The sequence below is a fragment of the Mesorhizobium sp. M6A.T.Cr.TU.017.01.1.1 genome (genome assembly GCF_004023115.1).
GTDB classification, from domain to species: Bacteria; Pseudomonadota; Alphaproteobacteria; order Rhizobiales; family Rhizobiaceae; genus Mesorhizobium; species Mesorhizobium mediterraneum.
On sequence record NZ_RZTA01000048.1, the window covers coordinates 16,025 to 40,884 of the forward strand.

At 61.2% G+C, this 24,860-nt stretch carries 20 protein-coding genes; 9 read left to right on the plus strand and 11 right to left on the minus strand.

Annotation, left to right across the window (positions count from 1 at the left end):
- Positions 1 to 2: 2 nt before the first annotated feature.
- The 5 genes from EOB36_RS16995 to EOB36_RS17015 all read right to left on the minus strand — a co-directional run bounded on the left by EOB36_RS16995 (position 3) and on the right by EOB36_RS17015 (position 5,837).
- Positions 3 to 476, minus strand: coding sequence for a tripartite tricarboxylate transporter TctB family protein (locus tag EOB36_RS16995; RefSeq protein ID WP_128285291.1), 474 nt, complete (start codon positions 474 to 476; stop codon positions 3 to 5).
- A gap of 95 nt (positions 477 to 571) precedes the next feature.
- Complete coding sequence (locus tag EOB36_RS17000; RefSeq protein WP_128285292.1) at positions 572 to 1,555, minus strand: tripartite tricarboxylate transporter substrate-binding protein; 984 nt, start codon at positions 1,553 to 1,555, stop codon at positions 572 to 574.
- Positions 1,556 to 1,812: 257 nt separating this feature from the next.
- On the minus strand, positions 1,813 to 3,048 hold the full coding sequence (gene uxuA / locus EOB36_RS17005; protein WP_128285293.1) for a mannonate dehydratase: 1,236 nt from the start codon (positions 3,046 to 3,048) through the stop codon (positions 1,813 to 1,815).
- Between the two features lie 228 nt (positions 3,049 to 3,276).
- Positions 3,277 to 4,383 (minus strand): glycosyltransferase, encoded by a 1,107-nt coding sequence (locus EOB36_RS17010; protein ID WP_128285294.1) that lies wholly within the window; start codon positions 4,381 to 4,383, stop codon positions 3,277 to 3,279.
- A gap of 8 nt (positions 4,384 to 4,391) precedes the next feature.
- Complete coding sequence (locus EOB36_RS17015) at positions 4,392 to 5,837, minus strand: GumC family protein (RefSeq protein WP_245467820.1); 1,446 nt, start codon at positions 5,835 to 5,837, stop codon at positions 4,392 to 4,394.
- On the opposite strand from EOB36_RS17015, the gene EOB36_RS35190 reads away from it, so the two are divergent.
- Together EOB36_RS35190 and EOB36_RS17020 are read left to right on the plus strand one after the other, a co-directional pair.
- A complete protein-coding gene (locus EOB36_RS35190) occupies positions 5,836 to 6,132 on the plus strand; it encodes a hypothetical protein (protein ID WP_245467821.1) in 297 nt (98 codons plus the stop codon). The genes EOB36_RS17015 and EOB36_RS35190 overlap by 2 nt on opposite strands.
- Before the next feature lie 29 nt (positions 6,133 to 6,161).
- On the plus strand, positions 6,162 to 7,442 hold the full coding sequence (locus tag EOB36_RS17020; RefSeq protein ID WP_245330090.1) for a VpsF family polysaccharide biosynthesis protein: 1,281 nt from the start codon (positions 6,162 to 6,164) through the stop codon (positions 7,440 to 7,442).
- 17 nt (positions 7,443 to 7,459) lie between these two features.
- Here the strand turns inward: EOB36_RS17020 and EOB36_RS17025 are convergent, their stop codons facing one another.
- Positions 7,460 to 8,839, minus strand: a complete 1,380-nt coding sequence (locus EOB36_RS17025) for a hypothetical protein (RefSeq protein WP_128285296.1) — start codon at positions 8,837 to 8,839, stop codon at positions 7,460 to 7,462.
- A gap of 263 nt (positions 8,840 to 9,102) precedes the next feature.
- On the opposite strand from EOB36_RS17025, the gene wecB reads away from it, so the two are divergent.
- From wecB to EOB36_RS17040, 3 genes are all read left to right on the plus strand, one after another.
- Positions 9,103 to 10,257: a UDP-N-acetylglucosamine 2-epimerase (non-hydrolyzing) gene (wecB, locus tag EOB36_RS17030; protein ID WP_127291858.1), complete on the plus strand. Its 1,155-nt coding sequence runs from the start codon at positions 9,103 to 9,105 to the stop codon at positions 10,255 to 10,257.
- Positions 10,250 to 11,587 (plus strand): UDP-N-acetyl-D-mannosamine dehydrogenase, encoded by a 1,338-nt coding sequence (gene wecC / locus EOB36_RS17035; RefSeq protein ID WP_095489077.1) that lies wholly within the window; start codon positions 10,250 to 10,252, stop codon positions 11,585 to 11,587. Before wecB ends, wecC begins: the two co-directional genes overlap by 8 nt.
- Positions 11,588 to 11,673: 86 nt before the next feature.
- A complete protein-coding gene (locus EOB36_RS17040; RefSeq protein ID WP_245467822.1) occupies positions 11,674 to 12,387 on the plus strand; it encodes a WecB/TagA/CpsF family glycosyltransferase in 714 nt (237 codons plus the stop codon).
- Between the two features lie 99 nt (positions 12,388 to 12,486).
- Here EOB36_RS17040 and EOB36_RS17045 read toward each other — a convergent pair whose 3' ends face one another.
- Positions 12,487 to 13,926 carry a polysaccharide biosynthesis C-terminal domain-containing protein gene (locus EOB36_RS17045; RefSeq protein ID WP_128285298.1) on the minus strand — a complete coding sequence of 480 codons (1,440 nt, stop codon included), beginning with the start codon at positions 13,924 to 13,926 and terminating at the stop codon, positions 12,487 to 12,489.
- A 152-nt stretch (positions 13,927 to 14,078) separates the two neighbouring features.
- On the opposite strand from EOB36_RS17045, the gene EOB36_RS17050 reads away from it, so the two are divergent.
- Positions 14,079 to 15,197: a glycosyltransferase family 4 protein gene (locus EOB36_RS17050; protein WP_128285299.1), complete on the plus strand. Its 1,119-nt coding sequence runs from the start codon at positions 14,079 to 14,081 to the stop codon at positions 15,195 to 15,197.
- Positions 15,198 to 15,298: 101 nt separating this feature from the next.
- Here the strand turns inward: EOB36_RS17050 and asnB are convergent, their stop codons facing one another.
- Positions 15,299 to 17,350 carry an asparagine synthase (glutamine-hydrolyzing) gene (gene asnB / locus EOB36_RS17055; RefSeq protein ID WP_245467823.1) on the minus strand — a complete coding sequence of 684 codons (2,052 nt, stop codon included), beginning with the start codon at positions 17,348 to 17,350 and terminating at the stop codon, positions 15,299 to 15,301.
- Positions 17,351 to 17,470: 120 nt separating this feature from the next.
- A complete protein-coding gene (locus EOB36_RS17060; RefSeq protein ID WP_128285300.1) occupies positions 17,471 to 18,712 on the minus strand; it encodes a cellulase family glycosylhydrolase in 1,242 nt (413 codons plus the stop codon).
- A 117-nt stretch (positions 18,713 to 18,829) separates the two neighbouring features.
- Here EOB36_RS17060 and EOB36_RS17065 point away from each other — a divergent pair, with 117 nt between their 5' ends.
- From EOB36_RS17065 to EOB36_RS17075, 3 genes are all read left to right on the plus strand, one after another.
- Positions 18,830 to 20,737, plus strand: a complete 1,908-nt coding sequence (locus tag EOB36_RS17065; RefSeq protein ID WP_128285301.1) for a heparinase II/III-family protein — start codon at positions 18,830 to 18,832, stop codon at positions 20,735 to 20,737.
- Between the two features lie 238 nt (positions 20,738 to 20,975).
- The gene (locus tag EOB36_RS17070) at positions 20,976 to 21,971 is read left to right on the plus strand and encodes a sterol desaturase family protein (protein ID WP_128241432.1); all 996 of its coding nucleotides are present in this window, start codon (positions 20,976 to 20,978) and stop codon (positions 21,969 to 21,971) included.
- On the plus strand, positions 21,968 to 23,098 hold the full coding sequence (locus EOB36_RS17075; protein WP_128285302.1) for a GNAT family N-acetyltransferase: 1,131 nt from the start codon (positions 21,968 to 21,970) through the stop codon (positions 23,096 to 23,098). Before EOB36_RS17070 ends, EOB36_RS17075 begins: the two co-directional genes overlap by 4 nt.
- 50 nt (positions 23,099 to 23,148) lie before the next feature.
- Here the strand turns inward: EOB36_RS17075 and EOB36_RS17080 are convergent, their stop codons facing one another.
- Together EOB36_RS17080 and EOB36_RS17085 are read right to left on the minus strand one after the other, a co-directional pair.
- Complete coding sequence (locus tag EOB36_RS17080) at positions 23,149 to 24,468, minus strand: sorbosone dehydrogenase family protein (protein ID WP_245467824.1); 1,320 nt, start codon at positions 24,466 to 24,468, stop codon at positions 23,149 to 23,151.
- A gap of 104 nt (positions 24,469 to 24,572) precedes the next feature.
- The coding region (locus tag EOB36_RS17085) for a c-type cytochrome (protein WP_206637176.1) at positions 24,573 to 24,860 on the minus strand (288 nt) is incomplete at its 5' end.

The following is a 24,860-nucleotide window of genomic DNA, read 5'->3' on the forward strand; positions in this document are numbered from 1 at the left end:
TCTCACCATACCAGCCATGGGGGCAGCCACGGGCCGAAGCGCCGGAACGGCAGGCCGAGCGCATAGCTGAAGACGAGGAACGCAAACAGCGTCAGGCAAGCGGAGAGCACGAGCGCGGTCAGCGGCCTCATGCGGCCGCTGGCAAAGGATGCGATCAGCGCCGTCAGGAAGATCGAGGGGATGAAGCCGATGCCGCGCACGGTCAGGCCGAAGAAGATCGGGGCAGGGAGGATGAACAGCATGCCGCGCCAGGCTATATGCCCGATCGGCTCGCTCTCGAAGCGCACCGCTTCGACGAGTATGACGGCGCCAAGCAGGATCAGCACGATCGCCAGGACCAGAGGGAAATAGCCCGGTCCCATGCGGAAGGCGGTGCCGATTTCGAGGCCGAGCGACTGCAGAGCGAAAAATCCGCCAAGAAAGATGAACAGCGCGGCGCATATGCCGTTGGTCGTGTCGATCGTGAAAGGTTTCATGACGTCCTCCCAGGCCCGCGCCGCGGGCGCGCCGATGCAGTGCGAAAACGCGGCCGAAGCGAAAACGGGGCGCTAGTGGCGCCCCGTTCAAAACCTTAGTCGGCGTACTGGCCGGCGGCTTCGATGATCGGCTTCCAGCGCGCGATCTCGCTTTCCAGCTTGGCCTTCAGCGCCGCCGGCGTCGCATCTGCGTCGGACGACGGCTTGGTGCCGAGCTCGGCGAAGCGGGCGGCGACATTCGGGTCCTTCAGCGCGACCTGAAGCGACTTCGACAGGCGCTCGGTGACGTCGGCCGGCGTGCCCTTGGGCGCGTAGAGGCCGTGCCAGATGCCGACCTGCACTTCCGGGAGACCGGCTTCCGTCGTCGTCGGCAGATCGGGCAACACATCGAGGCGTTGCGGCGAGGTGACGGCGTAGGCCTTGATCGTGCCGCCCTGGATCTGCTTGGTGGTGTTGGTCGTCTGGTCGCACATGATGTCGACCTGGCCACCGAGAAGATCGGTCATGGCCGGGCCGGTGCCCTTGTAGGGTACGGTGACCAGCGGCGTGCCGATCGCGCTCATGAACAGCATGCCGCACAGATGCGAGGCCGCACCTATGCCGGCATTGGCGACGGTGACGGTATCCTTGTTGGCCTTGGCGTAGTCGACCAGCCCTTTCAGATCCGTCGGCTCGAGGTCCTTGCGGCCGACGATGGTCATCGGCACCTCGGTGACGAGGCCGACATACTCGAAGCCGTTTAACGTGTCGTATGCGAGCTTTCTGTATAGCGTCGCGCTTGTCGCCATGCCGATGTGATGGAGGAGCAGCGTATAGCCGTCGGGATCGGCTTGCGCGACGCGACCGGCGCCCAGTGTGCCGCCGGCGCCGCCTACATTCTCGACGATGATCTGCTGACCGAGATCCTTCGACATGGCTTCCGCGACGAGGCGCGTGACCGTGTCGGTCGGGCCGCCGGCCGAAAACGGCACCACAACGGTGATGGTGCGTTCGGGATAGGTTTGCGCGCCCGCGACGAACGAATAGAGCGTGACGGCTGCGGCTGCGGCTGCGGCCAGAGCGGCGGCGAACTTTCTCATCGTGATTTCCTCCCAGGGTATGAATTCCCAACCGCTGCCTAGAGTTCCTTTCAACACCGGCTGGATGGAGCAATAACTAGCGCACGCTAGCCGATTGCAATCGGACTCAAACCGCAAACTGCGATTATGCACAATCGGAGGCCCGTTGCGGGATGTCCAATGGTCGAAGTCTGATGGCTCCGCGCTTAGCGAATACCGGGCGCGGACCTCTCTGGGCCCTTTCCTCCTGGTCTATTCTAGTGCTCTCTCCGCACTCATCAGGCGGGGGTGGAAGTGGATATCCGCTCGCCCGATGTCGACTTGCGAATGGCATGTTCGACGCCGCGGAGTTCGGCCAATCCTTTTAGCCGACCGATGGCCGGATAGCCGGGCTGGGCCCCACGCGTCAGGTCGTCGAGGATATCCTGGCCATGGTCGGGGCGCATTGGGATGACGGCGTCCGGGCGCCCTTCCTTCTTGCGCCGCGCTTCCTCGTGGAGTAGCGCGGCCACCACCGCCACCATGTCGGTGTCGCCGGCAAGATGCTCATCCTCGTGGAACGAGCAGGGGATGCCGGGCGCTTCCTTGCGCACATTGCGCAGATGCGCGAAGTGGATTTTTGGCCCAATCCGCTCGATCATGCCGGGCAGATCATTATCCGGTCTTGCACCGAGTGATCCCGTGCACAGTGTCGCCCCGTTGGCCGGGCTGTCGACTGCGTCCAGAATGTACCGATAGTCGGCCTCGGTCGACATGACGCGCGGCAGGCCCAGCAGCGGAAACGGCGGATCATCAGGGTGGCAGCAGAGACGCAGGCCGAGGCGTTCGGCCATAGGCACGACCTCCGACAGGAAATCGACGAAATGCCGGCGCAGGGTTGTTGCGTCGATGCGGTCATAATTTGACAGTTGAGCCGCGAGACCGTCGAGAGACGTGCCTTCGGTCGAGCCGGGCAGACCGGAATTGACGCTTCTTGCCAGAACCTTGCGTGCAAAATCATCCATCTGCGCGTGTCGCCGCTCCGCCTCGGAGGCGATCTCCGGCGTGTAATCGCCGAGCGCCCCTTGGCGTTTCAGGATATGGATGTCGAATGCGGCGAAGTCGACCAGATTGAAGCGCATGGTGGTGCCGCCATGCGGCAGGCGCCAGGTGAGGTCGGTGCGGGTCCAGTCGAGCACGGGCATGAAATTGTAGCAGATGACCGAAATGCCGGCCTGCGCCAAGTTTTCCAGCGATGTCCTGTAGTTGGCTATATGGCTGCGCCACTCGCCGACCTGCGTCTTGATCGCTTCGGAAACCGGCAGGCTCTCGACGATCTCCCAGTTCAGATCGCTTGCGCTTCCATCCGGCAAAGATGCGACTTCGCGCTGGCGGTTTTGGATTTCGGCGGGCAGCCAGACGGCGCCGTAAGGAACGTGGTGAAGGGCTGAGACGATGCCTTGCGCACCAGCCTGACGCGCGTCCGCGATCGTCACCTTGTCGACTGGGCCGAACCAACGCCACACATGTCTCATTCAAATACTCCGTTAGAAAGAATCGCCATGCGGCTAGCGACCGCGTTTCCCGTCGCGGTGACCGATCCGCTGCTCCTCTTTCATCGGCTGTTATCAGATTCCGATGCGTCTGACACCCTTCCTGCTCGGGCCTGTGCCGGCCAACGGCGATGCACCGATGCTGACCGGTCGACACGAATGGCGATGCCGGCATTGACCTGCATCAAAGAGCGTCAGCGAAATTCCTGGCTAGAGCAGCGCTTCGTATAGATCGCCGATCTTTTCAACTTCGAAATCCGCTGCCCTGCTCTTCAGGAGGGCAGCAGAAGTGGGGTGGTCCAGCATTTCGGCCATCGCCTTAGCCAGCGCCGCGGCATCGCCGACCGGCACCAAGGCGCCGAAACGCCCGTCATCCAGAATCTCGCGCGGGCCATGCGGCGCATCCGTGGAGACTACGGGGACACCTGCAGCCATGGCCTCGACCAGCACATTGCCAAAGCCCTCGCTCGTCGAGGAAAGAACGAACAGATCGGCTGCGGCATAACAGGCCGCGGGATCATTGACGTAGCCAGCAAAGAGCACATCCGCGCCTATGCCGAGTTCTTGGGCATAAGCGCGCAACTCGTCGGCCAGTGGACCTTCACCGAAGATGGCAAGTCGAACGCGGCGGCCGGCGCGCAGGATAGCGAAGGCCTGCAGCAAAGTCCGATGATCCTTGACCGGCACCAGGCGCCCAGCGGTGGCGATGACCGGGCCATCGCCCATCGCCGCCAGCTTTGCCTGCCAGGCATAGGAATCTTCCTGGGGCGCCGCAGCCGGCGGCAGCGGGTTGTTGATGACGACAACCTTGGATTTGGGGAAGCCGCGGGCCGCAATATCGCGGCCGACGCCCACTGAGACGGCGATGGCTTTGGTTGCGCGCGCTGCAACCAGCGCGGAAAGCCAGACCGCTATTCTCGCGCCGAGGCTGCCGGAAGGCAGTGAGGCTGCCGCGTGGAAGCTCGGAAAGAACCTCGCTCGGCTTCGCGCCAGGAGAAGCGCCAGCGTCACGACCAGATTGGCAAATTCCGGGGCGCTATAGACCGCATGGGGACCAAGGCGGTTGAACAAACGTGCGCTTCGCACGATACCTTTCAGCGTCTCCCACTTGCCGTAGCCCTCGCCCCGGATAGGAAGGTCGAAATCGACCAGGTGCACGGCGGGGGAGCACAGCGCGGCGTTAGGTCCTTCCGCGTTCCAGGTAAAGAGTGTGACATCGTGCCCACGCGACGCCAATTCGTTTGCCATGAGGACGAAGACACGCTCGGCGCCGCCGCCCCTGAGGCTGGCAATATGAAAAACAATGCGCTTCGCCATGCCTGGATTCAGGCTTGGCTGACGCCAATGCCTGGTCGGTTCGGCGGCTGGCGCATGTCGCGCACGATGCCCATGGCTAAGGCGAGCAGCATGCCTAGAGCAAAGCCAGCGAAAGCTCCCAGGCCTGCCATCAGGGGGGTGCGGGGCGGCCACGAGCGCCCGTTTGGCGGCACTGCGGTGGAAATCACCTGCACGTTCGTGGTGTCGATCTGCTCGCGCTCGGTGATTTGGCGCGCGCGAGACAGGAAGCTTTCATAGATAGTCCTCCTTGAGGCGGCGTCCCGTTCAAGCTCACGTAGGGCGACCTGGGACTCGCTGTCCGTGAAAACATTGCTCTTCAGATCGTTCATCTTGGCGCTGAGGGAAGCCAATGAGGCGTTGGCCTTATCCAGGTTGGCTTTTGCCGTGCCGACCGTGCGGGCGAACTCTGCCCTAAGTTGAGAACTGACGGTTTCGAATTCTGTCCTGAGCCTGACAATCGTCGGGTGGCGCGGACCAAAGGTCATGGATTGTGAATCGATTTGCTGCCGCAGGCCGTTTGCCTTGTCGCGCAGCGCTGCGAGTGCTGCCGAATCCGCGGGGTCAGGATTGGCTCCATTGACACCAGAGGCAATCAAGGCGTCGTAACTTGCCTGCGCAGCGATGACGCGCGATTGCGCCTCTCCAATTTCGCTATTGAGCTGCGTCATCGTCTGCGAACTGACGAGCTGGCCATTGCTGGAGGACAGGTTGTGGCTGCGCCTGTAGCTCTCGACCTTCTCTTCGGCCGCTTGCACGTCGCGCTTGAGTTGGCCGAGCCGGCCGTCAAGAGCAGCTGCGGCACGGCTGGCACCAGCAGCTTCGGCCTTGGCCAGTTCTTCCTGGAAAGCCTTCACTATGGCTTGCGAGATCAGGATCGCCTTGCTGGTGGTTTCCGCCGATACCGAGAGGGTCGTGACGAACGACGTTTCATCTGCAGTCACATCGACCCGCTCAGCCAGGCTCTTCTGGGCGACAAGCTTCGGATCGGACTTGCCGCCACTCGCTCCAACACCAGACGTGGAGGCACTCTGGTCCGGGTCGAAAAACTCCGGATCGTTGGCTAGACCGAGTTCGTCCACCACACGTGCAAGCACGTTGCCCGAGGTCAAGATGCGCTGCTTGCTGCGCGCGTTGAGAATTTGGCTATCGACCTGGCCCGGTTGCGAGTAGAGGTCGTTTTCCACAACCTGCAAATTGGCAGGATTGATGAGGATTTCCGTTGCAACGGTATAACGCTGTTTGCTCAGCAGCCCATAGGCGGCGCCGATAACGCCGCCGGCCACTGCCAGCATGCAGGCCACGGCGAGCCCGGCACGCAGCCAGACAAACAGGCGTCGAAAATCGAGCTCAAGGAAATCGCCGATCTTATCAAGCGTCACCGTCGGGACAGGCTCGGGCGTGTGCGGAGTGACAGGGGCGGAGGTGCGTGCCATGACTGGGGCATCCTGTTGCAGCCTTGCCCTGCTGGCGCGCCGCGCATTGGCGATCCGCTCGAGTGCGCTGATGTCGGAATCCGCCACAGAGGGAAGGGGTGTGTCGGAAGCGGCGGACATGGTGCTAACTCTGGTTATTCGCTATGCGGGCCAGCACTACAGAAAGATCGTTAACATCTCATTTTCCAAGTTGGCATATTTTGCCTATTCACGCGCCGCGGCCGTTCGGCGATCCCTTGAATGGATCTCGTTGGTCAGAATGCCGTTTGAATACCGCCACTTGGATCGGACATGAGCTATCCCGCTGCCGCTTCGGAACGATTGATGTCCAGCCAGGCGCGCCGTCAGAACGCGCTGTCGGTTCTGTTCTTCCTATGCGCGGCGTTTGCGTTCCTACTCCGCCTCACGGTGTCACCGCAGATTATGAACATGGTCGTCGACTATACGGCCGACGGTGGCTCATTCTACGAGAAACTGCATTTCGGCACCTATGCTATCTTTCTGCTGCTTCCTATCGTTCTTTTCAGCCGACCGTTCCTGCTGCAGGGCGACGAAATTGGAATATTCAAGGCTTTAATGCTCTATTCTGCGCTGATGTTCGCGCTGGTGCCGTATCTGTTCATCACCGGCCGTGCGGGCTCCTCCGGGTTCATCATCGATACTTATCTGGTGGCGGGCGCCGCAGGCCTTTTGATGCTGGCCTTGAACGCGGAAGTGCGGCGGGCGTTGGGCGACGTAGTGCTTGGAATGGTGATCCTCAGCGCTGTGCTCGGCACGATCGAAGCGGTGACTCAACATCGATTTATGCCTTACGGTCTCAACGAACTGCAATTCAGGCCAATCGGCCTATCGGCGCACCCGCTGGCACTAGGCGCGCTCTGCGCCACAGCCATCGGATTCGTACCGCTGACGCGCTGGCGCATATGGGTGCGGGTGGCATCGATTCTCGTGTTGCTCGTCGGTTGTGCTGCGTCAGGCGCCCGCGCCGCCCTGATGCTCGCTGCCGGAGAAACCCTCATTCTGCTGATGTTCGTGCCTTGGCCGCGCCTGACGCTAAAGCACCAGCGGCAGGCCAAGTCCGTCGTGCTGCTGTTCGCCCTGGCGGGCGGCGCAGCGCTGGTGGCCATACTGTTTTCGGGCGGGCTGCTGAATCGATTCGGCAACACGATCTTTGACGAGAATTTCATGGCGCGGGTGACGATCTACCAGATATTCGGACTTGTTAGCTGGAAAGACATCCTGTTTGGCATGAACGTCGACGCCCTCCTGGCGATCGTCAACGAGAAGCTGCATCTGCCCTATATCGAGAGCGCGCCGGTGGTCATCATCATGCTCTTCGGCTTGCCGATAGCCGTGCTCTTTATCGTGCTGGTATTCTGGTTCATTTTTCGGCTGCTGCGCGCGGCGCCGCTGCCGGCATGGATCGGCACCATGACGTTCCTGCTTGCTGCGCTGTCGAACAACGCGCTCTCGTCAAAAGCGCCGGATATCACGACTATCGTGGTGTTGCTGCTCGCCTATAGAAACGTGCCGTATAGAAATCAGCCGAAGAGCACATCTTCGACCGCTGTTGCATCCGAGCCGAAACTGGATCGGCTTGGATAAGGCAGGCTCCAGACGCGTCAGCCGGCGCTATCCACAACCTCGACATTGCCGGCGCGGTTAAGCGTGTGAATGCCGGCGCGGGCCCATGCCGGCCCCGGGCCGATCGGGTGGGGCGGCGCAAAACGGACATCGAAATCGCCAAGCCGATCCAGCCGCATCAACCCCAGGCCGCCGCCATAGGCTCTCGACCCGTTTTGTACCGGCAGCACCGGGGCGTCACCCCAGCGGATAAAGGCGCCACCGGGTCGAGCGGCCGAGTGATCGACGGCGACGGGGTTGAGCGCATGTCCAATCCACGGCCCGCGCAGCGAGCGCGCGGAATAGACCGTCATCGTATCCGACGCGCTGCCATAACCGAACCGCTCCGTCCCGAACAGCCAGAAGCGCCCATCCGATTCGAGCAGCGTGGCGTCATTGAAATCCTTGTCCGTCATCAGCACGGTGTCGCGTACCCAGCGATCTGGAAACTGCGCGGCACGGTAGAGCACGAGTTCGCGCGCCGCTCCACTTTCAGGGATCATGAAAATCTCGCCGGCGTGAGCGAACACCTGCGGATACGACAGATGGTGCGCTTCCTCCAACACAACCCTCGGCACACCGAAGGTGCCGTCGTCACCCAGCTCGGCGACAGAAATCACGCCGCGACCGGTGGCATAGGGAAATTCCTCGACAAACAGATAGTGGCGGCCATCGCGCTCGATGACGAATGGATCGGCGTAGAATCGCTGGCCATCGTCCGGGAGGACGGTGAATGGCGTGCCGTCGAGTTGCCCGGTTTCGGCGACGCCTGGCCCTTCGATCAGCCGATAGGCAACCTGCCAATAGAAGGGACGCCGTCCCAGTCTGAGTTTTTGCACGGCGCGATCGACCAACCCCTTGGAGAAAAAGGGCAGATAGTGCCTGATAAAACCGCTGTTCTTCAGGATCGGCGCCGGGCTATCGGCGATTGGCACAAGTTCGCCCGCGGAAAAACGGGCGGCGCTTTGCGCAACCAACGAGATGGCCCCAGCCAGCAGATCGTTGCAGCTGCGAGACAGCCAGAGACGGTCGCTGAGCATCGGTCGCCCGCGGGCGATCGTGACGCCATCGAGGCGAACGGCAAGTTCGGGCAATCGCCCGCTTGCCAGCATTTCGGTCATACCAGCGGGGAAGGTGCTGTGGCCGCAAAATTCGAGCGTCAGAACCGGCGTGCCGAGTCGTGCGGCAGTGCCGGTGAGATCGATCACGAGGTCGGCTGGACCGGAACCGCCAGACGGCAACGGGTCGGAGGGGCTTGCCAACGAGGGTCCGAAGCGCCGGCTCTCGATCGCCAGCACACTATCTAGTCCGCGAGCGATCGGCGCAGGCGTCGGCGCGCGGCAGCTCGAAACCACGTGGCCAGCTGCGTTCAACCGCACCAGAAGCTCATTTTCCCAGCGCCGAGATCCAACGATGTGGTCGATAATTAAAATATTAGTCAATCGAATATGTTCTTTTTCAAGACTACTCTGCCAGGATACCTATCGAGTTAGGCTTTCATAAGAGTTACCGGGGAGAACGCAGGCTTGGCTGTTAATCATATATTAAGATTTAAGGTCACGAAGGCGGCTTCTGCCGCTATTATAGCTCTTGTGGCGAATAATCAGCAGGTCGCGACGCCTTCCGGCGACCAGGATCAGCAATGAACGTCCTTTCACATCCAAAACTGCCGTCCAGGCAAAAACTGCTGATCGTGTTCGGCACGAGGCCGGAGGCGCTCAAATGCTTTCCGGTGGTGCGTGCCGCGCTTGCCCATCCAGGTTTTATTACCGAGACGTGCATCACCGGCCAGCATCGCGAGATGGTCGACCAGGTCATCGAACTGACTGGCCTGCCGGTGCATCACGATCTCAACATCATGCAGCCCGGCCAGACATTGTTCGACGTGACCTCGCGCGTGCTGCTGGGCATGGCCGAAGTGCTGGAGAAGGCGAAGCCCGATATCGTCCTGGTGCAAGGCGACACGACCACGGCGATGACTGCGGCTCTGGCTGCCTTCTACAAGCGCATCCCGGTCGCCCATATCGAGGCAGGATTGCGCAGCCACGATATCAACTCTCCCTTTCCGGAGGAGCTGAACCGCAAGATTGCCGGCGATATCGCGACATGGCATTTCGCGCCGACCATTCAGGCGCGCGACAATCTCATCGCCGAAGGAAAGGCTGCGAACACCATCTTCGTGACCGGTAATACGGTGATCGACACGCTGTTGCATTTTTCCGGCGCGATCGATGGCGACAAGTTGATGAGCGCGAAGCTCGCCACTCGTTTCCCTTTCCTCGATCCCACCAAGAAAATGATCCTCGTCACCGGTCATCGCCGTGAGAATTTCGACGGCGGCATCCACCGTATCTGTGCGGCGCTGAAGCGATTGGCGGTGCGCGAGGACGTGCAGATCGTCTATCCTGTCCATCCCAATCCCAATGTGCGCTCGGTGGTCAACACAGAGCTAGGGGATGTGCCGAACATCCATCTGGTCGACCCGCAGGATTATCTGCCATTCCTGTTCCTGCAGAAGCAGAGCTATCTGGTGCTGACCGACAGCGGCGGCGTGCAGGAAGAAGCGCCTTCGCTCGGCAAGCCGGTGCTGGTGATGCGTGAGAATACCGAGCGACCCGAGGGGATCGCGGCAGGTACCGCCCGTCTCGTCGGCACCGATATCGAAAAAATCCTGTCCAATGCCAACAGCCTGCTCGACGATCAGGCCGCCTATCGCGGCATGGCGGAACGACACAACCCATATGGCGATGGCCGGGCCAGCAACCGGATCGTTGAGGAACTGCTGCATCATGGCTGAGATCAAGACCGTTTCCGTTATCGGCATGGGCTATATCGGCCTGCCGACCTGTGCCATCTTCGCCAGTCGTGGGCTCGACGTCATTGGCGTCGACGTCAACGAGGCCGTGGTCGAGAAGGTCAATCGCGGCGAAATCCACATCGTCGAGCCGGACCTTGATGGTTTGATCCAGAAGGTTGTGGCCAACGGCAAGCTCAGGGCTTTTAGCACGCCGCAGCCGGCGGACGCCTTTATCATCGCCGTGCCGACCCCGATGACCGAGGACCACAAGCCGGATGTGAGCTATGTGCTCGCGGCAGCACGAAGCATCGCCTCCGTGCTGAAGCGGGGAGACCTTGTGGTGCTAGAATCGACATCGCCGGTCGGCACGACGCGCATCATGACGGCACTGCTTTCCGAGCTGCGGCCCGATCTCAAATTTCCTCTCGTGCATGGCGAAGAGGCCGATGTCCTGGTCGCCTATTCGCCTGAGCGCGTGTTGCCGGGAAAGGTCCTTACCGAGCTGATCAACAACGATCGCTCGATCGGAGGACTGTCGCGCAAGTCGTCGGAACGGACTGCGGCACTCTATTCAACCTTTGTTGCCGGCGACCTGTTCACGACCAAGGCCGAAAGCGCGGAACTGGTGAAGCTGACCGAGAACGCGTTCCGCGACGTCAATATCGCCTTTGCCAACGAGCTTGCGGCGGTGTGCCAGGATCTGTCGCTCAACGTCTGGGAGGTGATCGATCTCGCTAACCGGCACCCCCGCGTCAACATCCTCCAGCCGAGCCCGGGCGTTGGCGGCCACTGCATTGCGGTCGATCCGTATTTCATCATCGACGCCGCGCCTAACAGCACGCGGCTGATGGCCTCGGCACGCCGGATCAATTCCGAGCGTCCTTTGTCGGTGGTCAGGGATATAGAAGCCCTGCTCGACCCGTCCCGCAAGCAGACGATCGCCTGTCTTGGCCTCAGCTTCAAAGCCAATATCGACGACATGCGCGAGAGCCCGGCTGTCGAGGTGGTGAAGCTTTTGTCAGATATTCCCAACCTGAAGATCATCGCGGCTGAGCCCAACACACATAGGCTGCCGCATGAGCTCGAGGGCAAGGGCATCGTCTTCACCGATGCGCTTTCCGCCATCGACCAGTGCGATATCGTCGTCCTGCTGGTCGACCATCGGCAGTTCAATCTGGTTGATCCCGAAGCGCTCAAGGACAAGAAGCTCATCGACACGCGGGGTCTGTGGACCTGGCGCAAGGCACGCAAGCCTGACGCCCGCATCGAAGGCAAGAAATCTGCGATCGAGCACCTGGCACTTCCTGCAGGTGCAGAGGAGGCCGCATGAACGCGCACGATCCAGTATGGGCGCAGCATCGCCTATTGGCGTCACGGCGCCGGGAGTTCCTCGGCGCGCCGATCCATGCGCTGACCATGGCCGAGACGCTGGCCATCGCCGATGAGGCGATGACCCTGCGGCGGCCGCTGCACCACGTGGTCGTGAATGTCGCCAAGCTCGTGAACATGCGCAACAATACCGAGCTGCGCGAGGATGTTGCGACGGCGGATGTGATTAATGTCGACGGCATCGGCGTGCTTTGGGGCGCGCGTCTTTGCGGCGTCGCGCTGCCGGAGCGGGTAGCCGGCGTCGACATCATGACCAATCTGTTGAGCCTCTGCGCGAAGCGCGGCTTCAGGCCCTTCCTCCTGGGTGCCGAGCAGTCCGTTCTCGATGCGGTCGGAAGGCGACTTGCCAAGGATCATCCGAGCCTCGTCGTCGCCGGCATTCGCAATGGCTATTTCAAGCCGGAAGACGAGGCCGGCATCGTCGAGGCGATCAACGCCTCGGGCGCCGACTGCCTGTTGGTGGCCATGCCGACGCCGCGCAAGGAGCGCTTTCTCAAACGCCATCGAGACGAACTCACTCCGAGTTTCGTCATGGGCGTGGGCGGCAGTTTCGACGTCTATGGCGGCAAGGTCGCCCGGGCGCCAAAACTGATTCAAGCGGCCGGTCTCGAGTGGTTGTTTCGCGTGGCACAGGAGCCGCGACGCTTGTGGCGCCGCTACTACGACACCAACACTGCCTACGCAGGGCTGCTGTGCCGGGAGTTCTGGGACCGTCGGGGGCGCCGAAAGGTCGATCTATAAGCACCCCAAAAAAATAGGGCACCGGCCCTGGGCTACAGCACCGGTCCGAAATCGGAACCACTTTTCCAGGACTACGATACGACGCGCGCCGTCGCAGGTTTATGCGAGTCGTAGCCGCGCCCGCAACTTAGCTGCGAATAGCATTGCGGCGGCGGGATAAAACAGCCACGTCAGCCCGAAGAAAACCACTGCGCCAGCGGTACCGCCCGCGGCGAGCGAGAAGATGGCCGGCGCATCGCCGAGTACAGCGCTGGCAAGGCTGGCGGCCAGCCCGGTGCTGAGCGAGATGACGATCGACATGCCGATGTCGCGCCATGGCACCGGCACCGGCGTCAGCCGTTCGCTGATGATGATGCAGGCAACAAGACCGACCAGCGATCCGCCCGCCAGCGCCAAAGCAGCACCGACCTCCGCCATCGGCGGGATCAACAGCACAGACAGTGCGATTGTCGCCACCGAGCCGAAGGAATTGGCGATGATCAGCAGCCACGGCCGCTTGTGCGCGTGCACCACTGTGCCATAGACGAAGCTCGCGAGGTTGGCACACAGCACGCTGAAGGCGATGATCGGAAAGAGCAGGCCGAAGCGGCCGTGATATTGCGAGGGCAGCAGGAGCTGCGTGATGTCGCTGCTGAGTGCGACCAGCATAGCAGCAACCGGCAGGCAAAGGCGGATCATCAAGGCCATCAATTGCGACAGCAGCCGGCCCGATGCCGCAGGCCCGTCGTCGTCGAACCGGCTGACCACCTCGGGAAAGGCGCCCATGTTGATGGAGTTGGCGACCATATCGATCGGCTGGCGGGCCAGTGCATAGGCTGCGGCGAAGATCGCCACTGCGCCGGCATCGTAATAGATCTTGAGGAACACACGCTCTGCGCTGTGCAGGCCGAAGCCAACCAGCGCCATGATGACCAGGGGCACACCGAGGACGAAGAACTCCCTCTGGGTGAAGCGTGGCGGGCCGGCAACGACACGTCGCGATGCCATAATGCCCGCCACGATGCCGGCGATTAAAACGCCGAGGCTCGAGCCGAGCGATACCGTCAGAAAGGAATCCTGAAACAGGACGACGGCGCCTATCGGCAGCGCGAGTTGCAGCACGGCGCGCAGGAACTCAAGCATCGAATAGACCGAATGACGCTGCTGCATCTGCAGCACCGTCAACGCGAAGCGGCCGATGGAACCGGCAATCAGGTAGCTGCAGACGGCGATCGCGAACTCGACCCAGCGCTCCGGCACGACCACTGCCGAGGCGACCACGGATATAATCAGCGCCAGCGCCGTGCTGGCAAGCAACACCCGCCCGGCCAGCATCAGGCTGCCGCGGCTGATGTCGCCTTTGCCGCCAAGCCTGAGTAACGCTATGCGCAGCCAGTTGGTAACGGCAACGTCGGTCATTTCGCCGACGGTCACCACCAGGGTCAGCAGGCCATACTCGGTCTGGTCGATCAACCGCGTCACGATGACCAGCAGGAGCAGCGCGGAGATCCTCGTCAGCAGGATCGCCGGGGCATAGATGAGCGTGGAGCGGAGCAGCAAAGGGTTTTCCCCGGAAATTCACCCTCGATTAACCGTCGACCGGCGGAAAATCCAGCGCGATGACGGCAAAGGGTGAACAGATTCAGTTTGAACTAACGGATTTGTCGTAAACCTAGTTTGAAACCTTTGCTTTGTAGTTCCGAAATGGAGTCATGTTGCAGCGTCTGGTTCACAATCGAAAAGTGCATGTCCTTGTCGCAACGCCCTCGGGCGTTTCGGGGCAGGGAGGCATCGACCGCATCATGGGGGCGCTGAAGCACGAGTTCGAGCGGCAGGAGATCGCCGACATCGATGTACGCTTCCTTGCCAGCCGCGGCCCGGGGCATGTCGGGCTTTCGATCTTCTATATGTTTGACTTTTGCTTGCGGATGCTCGCGGCGCGTTTGGCCAAGCGTGCCGATGTCATCCACATCAATATATCAGTCTCCGGCAGCACCTATCGCAAGATGGTGATCGCCGCCTGCGCACGGCTGCTGTCGATACCTTATGTCCTGCATTTGCACGGGGCGCAGTACGAGACATTCTGGAAAGACGATCGGAGTTTCATGAGCCGCCGCATCGAAGCTCTGTTCGAGCATGCCGGTCGGGTGATCGTCTTGGGCGGGCTTTGGCGCGACTTCGTCGCCAGTCGGGCACCGGGGGCGGCCGGCAATATTGTCATCGTTCCCAATGCCACCGCGGTTCCCACCTTGGCGCATGTCGGCGGCGGCGGCGATGCGCATATCCTGTTCCTTGGTCGCATCGGCGACCGCAAGGGCGTGCCGCAATTGATCGATGCGCTGCACCGCATGAAACCGATCGAGGGTTGGCGCGCCACGATCGCCGGCGATGGCGACGTCGAGGCGGCGCGGATGAGAACGGCCGAACTGGGCCTTGCCGAGCGCGTTACCTTTCCTGGCTGGGTCGGGCCTGACGAGGTCGCATCGCTGATCGCTTCGGCGGACATTCTGGTGCTGCCCTCCTTTGCCGAAAACCTGCCGGTCTCGGTCATCGAAGGCATGGCCGCAGGCCTCGCAGTGGTGACGACGCCTGTCGGCGCCGTGGAGGATATCATCACCAACGAGCAATCCGGATTGCTGGTGCCGCCCGGCGATGTTGCGGCGTTGACCGATGCGCTGACACGGCTGGTCGAAAATCCGGCATTGAGAGCCAGGCTTGGCGCTGCCGCGATGGCCGTGCATCGGGAACGGCTTGATCTCGCACCGTTTGTCGGCGCGATTTGCGACGTCTGGAGGTCGGTGGCGTTAAAGGCTCAATCGGTCAAGCGCTGACGCTGTCGTATGCATGGACGCTTAGCGTGCGCGCCATGCTTGCGGAAGGTGACCTTATGACGAGCTGCTGAGGGTTGAGCGCGACATCGATCCCATTGGCGTCACTGCGGCGCTCCAAGCGCGAACTCGCGGTGGAATATCTCCAAATTCAACAGCGCCCATATCAGCTTTTCGTGGTCTGCCGCCCCCTTGGTGTGCTCCGAGACAATTTGATCAAGGTGTTTTGCGTTCAAATAGCTGCGAATGACGGACTGAGAGGAGCAAAGATGGTCGTGCACGTAGTTCCTCATCGAGCCGCGAAACCATTCGGCGACGGGCACCTTGAACCCGATCTTGCGGCGGTTGAGAATTTCCTCAGGAAGCATGTTGGCCATACTGTTGCGCAAGATCAGCTTACCCTTCCGCCAACCCACCTTGTAGCGATCGGGCAATGTGCTGACGAACGCAACCAGATTGCGATCGAGGAATGGCATTCTTCCTTCGATTGAACCGGCCATCATCATCCGGTCGCCTCGTTCCAAGAGATTGTCGGGCAACCACGATGTCTGATCGAAAAACAGCGCGCGGCGAAGGTGGGACGCCGTCGCGCTTGAGGAGAACGGGAAGTTGTTGCGTCCACTGCGGCAACTGGCCGGCGCACCAATGAGGCGATGGTGTTCCCGTGCTGTCATGGCCCCAAACCAGGAGATCATCCGGGTGGCAAAGTCCCTTTCACCCGCGCTTCGGGCAAATGTATCGAATTTGGCCGTTGCGCCAGGCATCGCGCGTATCAAAGGGGCGAGGAGGTTGTCGTGGAGCAAGGCTGGAACGAGCGACCGGTAGATTCCAGCCAGTGATTCTGCGCGATGTTTGGGATACCCGCCGAGAATCTCGTCTGCCCCTTCGCCTGTGAGCACCATCTTGACGTCCTGCGAGGCCCGCTCCGACATCAGGTAAATTGGAATGTCCGAACTTTGTGAAACAGGCGCCCCCAAATGGCGAATCAACTTGGGCAGGTGGTCGATCAGGTCGTCCGCTTCAATGACCAGCTCGCAATGATCAGTCTTGAAATGATTGGCGACGCGTCGGGCGAATGGGAGCTCACTGTAAGCCGGCTCGCTGAAACCGACCGAAAATGTACGAATGGGCTTGTCGCTGTGCTTGGTCATCAGGGCGACGATCGCCGACGAGTCGAGCCCTCCGGAGAGAAAGGCGCCAAAGGGTGCATCGCTGCGCATTCTGATCTCGACGGAATGGTCGAGCAGTTCCAGAAATCGTCGCTTGGCGGTTTCTTCGTCGATATCCTCGGTCAGATCGGTTTGATCTGGAGGCGTATAATAGCGCGTTTCCGTCACTGTCCCTTGCGACCAAACAGCATAGCTTCCGGGGTTGAGTTTGCGGATTTGTTTGAAAAGCGTGCGCGGTCCAGGCACATAACGCCAGCGCAGATACTCGTGCACAGCGTCCAAATCGAGCTGTTGCGCATCTGGCTGCGACGACAACAACGCATTGATCTCTGAGGCAAACGACAGCAATTTTCCACTTTGCATGAGGTAAAGGGGCTTTTTGCCGAAGAGATCCCGGCCGAGGATCAATTCCTGCCTCTGAGCATCCCAGAGCGCGAAAGCGAACATGCCGCTCAATCGGTCAAACATGGACAAGTGCCACTGATCATAAGCTCTGAGCAGCACCTCAGTATCGGAGCGTGTTCGAAAATGATGACCGAGGCCGATCAGTTCCTGGCGCAGCTCGATATAGTTGTATATTTCGCCGTTGAAAATAATTCTGAGGCGGCCGTCGTCGACATGCATCGGCTGGTTAGAATCAGCATTTAGGTCAATAATCGCCAGGCGGCGATGCACCAATGCCAATTGGTTCTCGCCGGTGTTCAAGTCCAAGAACTCGGTACCTTCGGCATCGGGACCACGATGCCGCAATGCGTTGGACATTCTGGCGGCCCGATCTTGTGGATTCTCAACCCTCGGCCCTACCCAGCCGCCAATTCCACACATTTTCTTTCCCTTGGGTGAGCGCGTATTTGCGGCGCTATTTACGACGAATGTATTAAACACTTGGTTGCTGACAAACCGGATCGCGCGGAAAAAGGCCGCAAGGTGGTGAAGCTGAGCTTGATCGGTTCGATGAAGCTCTGCCCGTTCCGGATGAAGTGCCACCGGCGGTTGCGGCCGAAGGCGGCAAGACGGTTTAACGAAGCCAGGCCGATCCCGGCCCAAAGTGGCAGGGAGAGGATTGGCGTTTGCTGCCCGGCTGGTTCACCGCGGAGGTGACAGCAGCTATGGCAGGCCCAGTGCCCGCAACATCTCGGAGTCCGGGACCGCAGGCCCTTCTTGCCGGATGACGGTCATTCCATAGGGATTGGAGAATTCCCAGACAGACCATGGTATCGCAAAGCGTTCCGCCTGCTGGCGCACCGCCTTGAGATAGCGCAGACGGTCAGCGTCGAACGCGCCCATGCGGCCGTCCGCAGACATGAGGATGACGCCGAATTCGCCCATGAAGAGCCGTCGGCTAGGAATGCCATGGGCCTCGGCCCAGTCGACCGCCTGACGGAAGCTCGCCTCGAGTTGGCTTGGGCCCCAATTCTGCTCGAAATATCGGGCGATTGCTTCACGCGCCGCTACCATGTTCATCACCTGCTCGACCGGGCTCAAGCCGGCAGCGTCCATCTGCGCCTTAAGGGTTTCGGTCACCACTTCAGGCGTGCTGCTGTCGGCCGGCCAGGGAAGGCCCGAGGCGAAGGCGTCTGTCCCGTCGGACCGCTGATGCGTGAAACTGTGGGGCTCATACATGTGGAAGCTGTAGTAGAGGTTCGGGTCGTCAAAGCCCGGGGTGAGATTGACCAGTCCGGCAATGCTGCCGCCACAGGCGCCCGTCGCGACGATGGTGAGCTCGCTGCTGACTGCGCGAATGTCGCGGACCGTGCCCGCCATGATCCGCTGCCAGTCATCGCTCCCGCTCGAATCGCAGGGGTAGTATGCCGGCTCGTTATAAGGCTCGAGCGCTACCTTGTCGGTGCCAAGCTTGACCAGCATGGTGGCGACCGACACGACCATTTCGCGGTAGCTGGCAACGCCCCCGCTGTCGGCACCGTCATAGATCATCTCCATGCTGTAGGCCGGAACCTGGGTGACGCCGTGCAGGTCGAAAACCACCTTGAGGCCGGCCGACGTGACCCGCTCGACCGCGGCGGCAAGTATGTCCAGCGCCTGCTGCCGCTTGGCGCCCTCGCTGGCAAGCAGAGGGCCGGGGTCGACACTCAGCCGGACGAAGTCGAAGCCCATCGATCGAATGCTTGCAAACGCCTCGCCATCACGCCAGTTGGCGAGCGGCCTATCTCCGGCGCGCCACTCCTTCTCGCTGCGATAGGGCGGCCAACGGTAGGATCCATCATCCTCTATCGGCGACCAGTTGAGCCATCCATGCACGCCAACGCCGCGCTGAAGTGGGATCGGCGCAGCGTCGGCGGCTATCGCCATGCCGAGCACCCACGCTGCAACACATGCAATCCTTATCATCGCCACTCTCCGCATCATGGTCTGAGATATTAACCGCACGATCGGAAAAGGAGGATTGCCGTCGCGCGGCTTTTCGACAGCATGGTATATAAGAATCGAAACCTTGGCGGAGCGCGTATGAGAATCGGCTGGTACATCAACCGGTTGCGCAGCATGGAGCCGGCCGAGGTGTTGCACCGGCTGGGCGAGCAGCGTCGAAGGATCGCTTCGCGCCGCCGCGACGACGGCTGGGAGCGTTATGCTTCGCCCCAATTGCACGCGGTGCTGCCTGGGTGGCGCGATGCTGCGCTGGCTGCGACGCCGGCACAACGGCAAGCCATAGCGGCGGCGGCGCAAAAAACGCTTGGGGGCCAGTTTTCCGCACTCGGGCGGACATGGCCGCCGCGCGACCGCGATCGGCTGTTTCCTCCCGAGCTTTGGCGCCTTGATCCGGTAACCGGCAGGCTTTGGCCGGGTCCCGAGAGCCATACTTTCGATATCGATTTTCGCGATGGTGGCGACCGTGGCGATGTAAAATATGTTTGGGAGATCAATCGGCTGCAGCAGTTGCCGCCACTTGCCGCCCACCTGCTTCTCGCCGGCGACGATGAGTCCCGAATGGCCATCGAGGCGGCGATCGACAGTTGGCATTCAGCCAACCCCCCGTTTCGGGGGGGTGGCTGGGCTTCCGGCATCGAAGTCGCGCTGCGAGCCATCAGCCTGATTGTCACCCTGGACCTCGTCGGCGACCGACTGGGCGCGGCGACACGGCAGCAAGTGGGTGAAATCCTGGCGGCAAGCGCCTATTGGCTGCCGCGGTTTCCCTCCCGGTTTTCCTCCGCCAACAACCATCTCGTCGCAGAACTGGCTGGCGAGTATCTGATCGGCCTGGCGTTGGGGACCGAGGCCGACGCTGCACGCGGAGCCCTCCTGGCCGAGACGCGCAAGCAGATTCTCGCCGATGGCGCCGGTGCCGAGCAGACCCCGACCTACGCCGCCTTCACGGCCGAACTCATCTTGCTGTGCGCCGCTGCGGCACGCCAGGGCGGGGCGCCGTTTCCCTCGCCCGTCGAAGCGCGTCTGGCCGCATTTGCCAATTTCGTCGGCTGGCTCCCGCCAGCCGCCGGCTTTGGCGACAACGACGAAGGTCGCGTGCTGACGCTCGGGGACGAGCCGGGCTATGTCCAATCCGTCGCCGCCGCCATCCATGGTTTTCTGCGGATGCCGGGCGACGCGTCGAAGCCAGACGATTTTCGTGCGCTTTTCTTTGGCACGCCGTCCGAACCGGCACCGGTTCCACACGGGCTGCAAACGTTCACGCAAGGCGGGCTCTCCGTCTGGCGCGGCGAGATGAATGGCCGCAGCATCGATCTGACATTCGACCACGGCCCGCTCGGCTATCTCTCGATCGCGGCTCACGGCCATGCCGACGCGCTGTCGCTCACTTTGTGCATCGATGGCGAGCCGGTGCTGGTCGACCCCGGCACCTGGCTCTATGGCTCGGGGGGCGTCTGGCGCGACTGGTTCCGCTCGACACCGGCGCACAACACACTGAATATCGAGGGCAAAAGCCAAAGCATTATCGCCGGGGAGTTTAACTGGTCGCACAAGGCGGTTGCGACATTGATGGACAGCGAGCCGGGAACCCACTGGAAGCTGCGCGCCCGGCATGACGGGTATAGAAGCCGCTTCGGCGTCGTCCACCAGCGCACCGTGACGCAACAGGCCGACGGCATTCTCGTGGCCGACCAACTGCTCGGCGGCAGGCGCGTGGCCGAGGTCGTCTTCCAACTTGCAGCCGGCCTCAGTGCCAACCAACAAGCAAGCACGGTCACGGTATTGCGTGGCGATGAGCCGCTGATGGCCATCCGGTTTCCTGACGCTGCGGTCGAAATCCGCGCCGGCGGCGACGCACCGGGGCAGGGCGGCTGGGTTTCACCGCGTTTTGGCGCCAGGCAGCCAGCCGAACGCATCGCCTGGCGTGGCGAAGTGGGCGAAGATGGAATCAAGATCCACCTCGCGCCAATCTCCCCGTCGCAAAGATAGCGACCGGCGCCGCAGCAGAACGGCCTATCCGTTGTTCCGGCCGTATTCGAGATTAATTACGTTCGGACATTTAGCGTTTTGTTACGGTTGATCTGCTAGTTTGGCGCAAATCCGGCATGCTTTGCTCGTTGCAGCCGCAATAGCCGCCTGGTTGCAGGCAACATGCAGTGGGTTTGGCAAGCTTTTTGCTTCGCAATTCGCCGGATCGCCATCTCACGGCCCAGGAGCCACTGCACCGATGTTTTCTGAATTCGCCAGAGTGGTTGTGGAAAAGCTTTCGAACCTCAATCTGCTGACGCTCGGCCTGCTTTTTCTCACGGCACTGGGGAGCGCGGTGGTCGCTTACTGGCGAACTGTCGAGCATAAATCCTTCAGGGACTTTTTCGATTTCGCGTTCCCGGCGGAAGTCATTCTACACCCGTCGGCGCGCGCCGATGTCCTATTTTGGGTCACGAAACGGCTGATGATGCCTTTTCTGCTCATCCCTGCCGGCGTCACCTTCGTTGCTGCAGTTGGCTATGGGACACACCAGGCAATCGGCTGGCTGTTCGACATCCAGGCGCCGCTCATCGGCGGCCCGGCCGGACCGGTGACGATCGTCATCTTCACCGCAACCATGCTGATCGCCTACGATATCTCATATTATCTCTACCATGTCGCCCAGCACCACTTCCCGTTCCTGTGGGAATTGCACAAGGTGCATCATTCGGCCGAAGTGATGGTGGGAATCACCAAGGATCGGGTTCATCCGCTGGACGATCTGATGAATCGTATGTGGGATGGCGTCATCCCGGGGATCTGCTTCGGCATCTGGAGCCTGATCGCGCTCGATCCGGTGGAGATCGCTATCTTCGGCATCAACGTCTATGTCATCCGCAACATCCTGATGATGGACTTTGTTCGCCATACACACTTCAAGATTTCCTTCGGCCCGTTGAACAACATCATCTTGTGCCCGCACTGGCATCAGGTGCACCACAGCATCGACCCTCGCCACTATGACAAGAATTTTGGCCTGCTTTTTTCGTTCTGGGACCGCCTCTTCGGAACGCAGTTTGTCCCGGATCCGGAGGAAGACCTCAAATTTGGCCTGATAGATCGCGATGTGCGCGACTATCAATCGCTCTTTGGGCTTTACATCCTGCCGCTCAAGAAGATGGGAGGGCATGTTATCAGACTGTTCCACAGGCGTCCCGATGTCATCGCACAGCCACAGGATCGTTCCCCTTCATGAACACCATTGTTTCGATTGACGCTTCGAGCGCAGAGCGCCTGGAAGTTGTCCGTTCGGCGGAACGCCTGGCTGCGGTCGAAGCCGATTGGATGCATCTTTGGCATCGCACCGATGCGCTGATCTTTCAGAGTCATGCCTGGGTTTCGGCATGGTGGAATACTGTAGCGGACCGTGACCAACGCGCGCTGCGGATCGGCCTGGTCTGGAACGGTGACAGGCTCGTTGCCATCGTTCCCCTGGCGATCGGCAAGCGCAAAGGCCTGCGGTTTCTTGAATGGGCGGCCAACAGCTATACCGATTACGGGGATATTCTCATTGCTCCGGAATGCTCATTATCGGCCCTGCAGGGCGTATGGGCCCAGATATGTGACGCCGGCGGCTTCGATCTTGCCTTTCTCAATCGTCTTTTGCCGGGTGCGGCGGCGCGCAAAATTTTCACTCCGGATGTCTCACGCGGCATCAGGCTTCGCCCCAATCACAGGGAGGAAGTCAGTTATCGCGTCGCCGGACCGTGGAAGAGCGGAGCGGCATGGTTCGAGGACCAGTCCAAAAAGACACGCCAGAACTATCGGCGAGGCATCAAGGCATTGGAAGAAACCGGGAAAGTGAAATTTCGCTTGCTTGCGCCCGATGAGCCGCTGCAGCCGGTATTGGAGCGGCTCGCTGCCCTGAAGCGCAGATGGCTGGTGCAGCACACGCGTGAATCCCAACTTTTCGAGGAGGGAACGCCAGTGCTCGCCGCACTCGTCGACGCGCTGGCGCGCGCCGGCTTGCTGCACATTTTCGTGCTTGAATGCGATGGCGTGATGGTCGCAGTCTCGATCAACTTCGTCCAGCACCAGGTCATGATGGCGTTTGTGACCACCTTCGATCCGGATTTCAGCCGAGCGTCGCCGGGCATAATCCTGATCATGGACTACATACAGTGGTCGATCGATCATGGCTTGGGCATGGTCGATTTCCTCTGTGGCGCAGAGTCCTTCAAGAACAAGTTCGCAACGCAGGGTGTTATCCTACAATCCGTTCTTGGGACGCGCACGGCGCAAGGCCAGCTCGCTTTTCTTGCCGATCGTATGCGTCAGACGGTCCGGCATGTACGCGGGCGCGGGGTGGTACCGACACCTTGATTTCGGCTTGATTGCGCCAGCCTCATCAGGTCGCCGGCAGCACGAACCGCTCAAAGTGCCGATTGTGCCTGCGATGGAACGACCCGCCAGACCTTATTGCCGACATCATCCGCCACAAGCAGGGCGCCGCGCCGGTCTATCGCCACCCCCACAGGACGGCCGAAAGCCTTGTCGTCCTGGCTCAGGAAGCCGGTGAGGATGTCTTGAGGCGGGCCAGAGGGCTTGCCACCGGTAAACGGCACGAAAATCACCGTGTAGCCGCTGTGCGGCTTGCGATTCCACGAGCCGTGTTGCCCGACGAAGGCGCCATTCCTGTATTGAGGACCGAACAGGTCGCCCGTGTTGAAGGTCAGTCCCAATGAAGCCGTGTGCGCCCCGAGCGCATAGTCCGGCTTGATCGCCTTGGCGACGAGGTCGGGCCGCTGCGGCTCGACGCGATCATCGACATGCTGGCCGTAGTAGCTGTAAGGCCAGCCGTAGAAGCCGCCATCCTTCACCGAGGTCATGTAGTCCGGCACGAGGTCGCTACCGATCTCGTCGCGCTCGTTGACGACGGCCCAAAGCTCGCCGCTTTCCGGATTCCAGGACAGGCCGTTGGGATTGCGCAGCCCGGAGGCGAAGAGACGCGTCTGTTTCGAGGCGAGATCGATCTCCAGCACGGCGGCGCGGCTCTCCTCTTCCTCCAAGCCGTTCTCGCCGACATTGGAATTGGATCCGACCGTTGCATAGAGCTTCGTCCCGTCCTGCGAGGCGGTCACGTCCTTGGTCCAGTGGTGGTTCCTCCCCGCAGGCAGGTCGACGATCTTCTCCGCCGGTGCGGTGATCTCGGTCGCGCCCTCCTGGTAGGGAAAAGCCACAATTGCATTGGCATTGGCGACGTAGAGCTTGCCATTGAGCAGGGTCATGCCGAATGGCGAGAACAGACCAGTGAGGAAGGCCGTTTTGGTTTCTGCCACGCCGTCGCCATCCTGATCGCGCAGCAGCGAGATGCGATTGGCGCTAGACGTTTCCGCGCCAGCCTGGCTCTGGAAGAGGTCTATGAAAAAGTGGCGTATGCTGCGTATGCTATCAATGAGGAAGCCGCGTATGCTGCGTGTGTTAAAGCCCTCGTCCGGCTTGGGCGGCGCATTGCTCTCCGCCACCAGCACATCGCCGTTCGGCAGCACGTGCAGCCAGCGCGGATGGTCGAGCCCACCGGCAAACTCGTTGACTGCAAATCCCTGGGCCGCGGTCGGCTTCGTGCCTTGCGGCCACGGCGCGGCCTTGGCGACATGGACGGTCGGCAGCCAGGTCTGATTGGGCTCCGGCAGGGTCGGGTTGGGGCCATAGCCCTCCGCGATCGGAACTGTCGCCTCTTCGCGGGACAGCAAGAAGACCGCTCCGCCGGCGACGACGAAAAGAACGATCAGCACGAGAACGGCGGTAAGCAACTTTTTCACCAGAACCTCGGAATGTCGAAAGAACGCAAACGCGCTTATCGCGTTCCGGTTGCGGACGGAGCGGCCGATAGCGAGAAATAGGCCGCAAGCGCGCGGATGTCGTCATCCGTCAGACCCTTCGCGGCATTGGCCATGAGATGGCCGAAGCGCGTTCCGCCACGCTTTCCGGCCCTGAACAGCCCAAGCTGCGCCGTGATGTAGCGCTCAGGCTGGCCGGCGAGGGAGGGATAGAACCGACTGCGGTCCTGTCTTCCATGGCAGCCGAGACAGGCGGGCACGCCGGCGGGCCTCATGCCTCTCTCGGCGGTTTCCTTTCCCCGCCC

Excerpts from the sequence above, each read along its gene's own strand:
- EOB36_RS17040 (WP_245467822.1), top strand. The coding sequence starts at position 11,674 with ATGGCCGAGACGCTGGCCATCGCCGATGAGGCGATGACCCTGCGGCGG.
- EOB36_RS17060 (WP_128285300.1), bottom strand. The coding sequence starts at position 18,712 with ATGATAAGGATTGCATGTGTTGCAGCGTGGGTGCTCGGCATGGCGATA.
- EOB36_RS17065 (WP_128285301.1), top strand. The coding sequence starts at position 18,830 with ATGAGAATCGGCTGGTACATCAACCGGTTGCGCAGCATGGAGCCGGCC.
- EOB36_RS17075 (WP_128285302.1), top strand. The coding sequence starts at position 21,968 with ATGAACACCATTGTTTCGATTGACGCTTCGAGCGCAGAGCGCCTGGAA.
- EOB36_RS16995 (WP_128285291.1), bottom strand. The coding sequence starts at position 476 with ATGAAACCTTTCACGATCGACACGACCAACGGCATATGCGCCGCGCTG.
- EOB36_RS17000 (WP_128285292.1), bottom strand. The coding sequence starts at position 1,555 with ATGAGAAAGTTCGCCGCCGCTCTGGCCGCAGCCGCAGCCGCAGCCGTC.
- uxuA (WP_128285293.1), bottom strand. The coding sequence starts at position 3,048 with ATGAGACATGTGTGGCGTTGGTTCGGCCCAGTCGACAAGGTGACGATC.
- EOB36_RS17020 (WP_245330090.1), top strand. The coding sequence starts at position 6,162 with ATGTCCAGCCAGGCGCGCCGTCAGAACGCGCTGTCGGTTCTGTTCTTC.
- EOB36_RS35190 (WP_245467821.1), top strand. The coding sequence starts at position 5,836 with ATGACTGGGGCATCCTGTTGCAGCCTTGCCCTGCTGGCGCGCCGCGCA.
- EOB36_RS17010 (WP_128285294.1), bottom strand. The coding sequence starts at position 4,383 with ATGGCGAAGCGCATTGTTTTTCATATTGCCAGCCTCAGGGGCGGCGGC.
- EOB36_RS17050 (WP_128285299.1), top strand. The coding sequence starts at position 14,079 with ATGTTGCAGCGTCTGGTTCACAATCGAAAAGTGCATGTCCTTGTCGCA.
- EOB36_RS17070 (WP_128241432.1), top strand. The coding sequence starts at position 20,976 with ATGTTTTCTGAATTCGCCAGAGTGGTTGTGGAAAAGCTTTCGAACCTC.
- EOB36_RS17015 (WP_245467820.1), bottom strand. The coding sequence starts at position 5,837 with ATGGCACGCACCTCCGCCCCTGTCACTCCGCACACGCCCGAGCCTGTC.
- wecB (WP_127291858.1), top strand. The coding sequence starts at position 9,103 with ATGAACGTCCTTTCACATCCAAAACTGCCGTCCAGGCAAAAACTGCTG.
- wecC (WP_095489077.1), top strand. The coding sequence starts at position 10,250 with ATGGCTGAGATCAAGACCGTTTCCGTTATCGGCATGGGCTATATCGGC.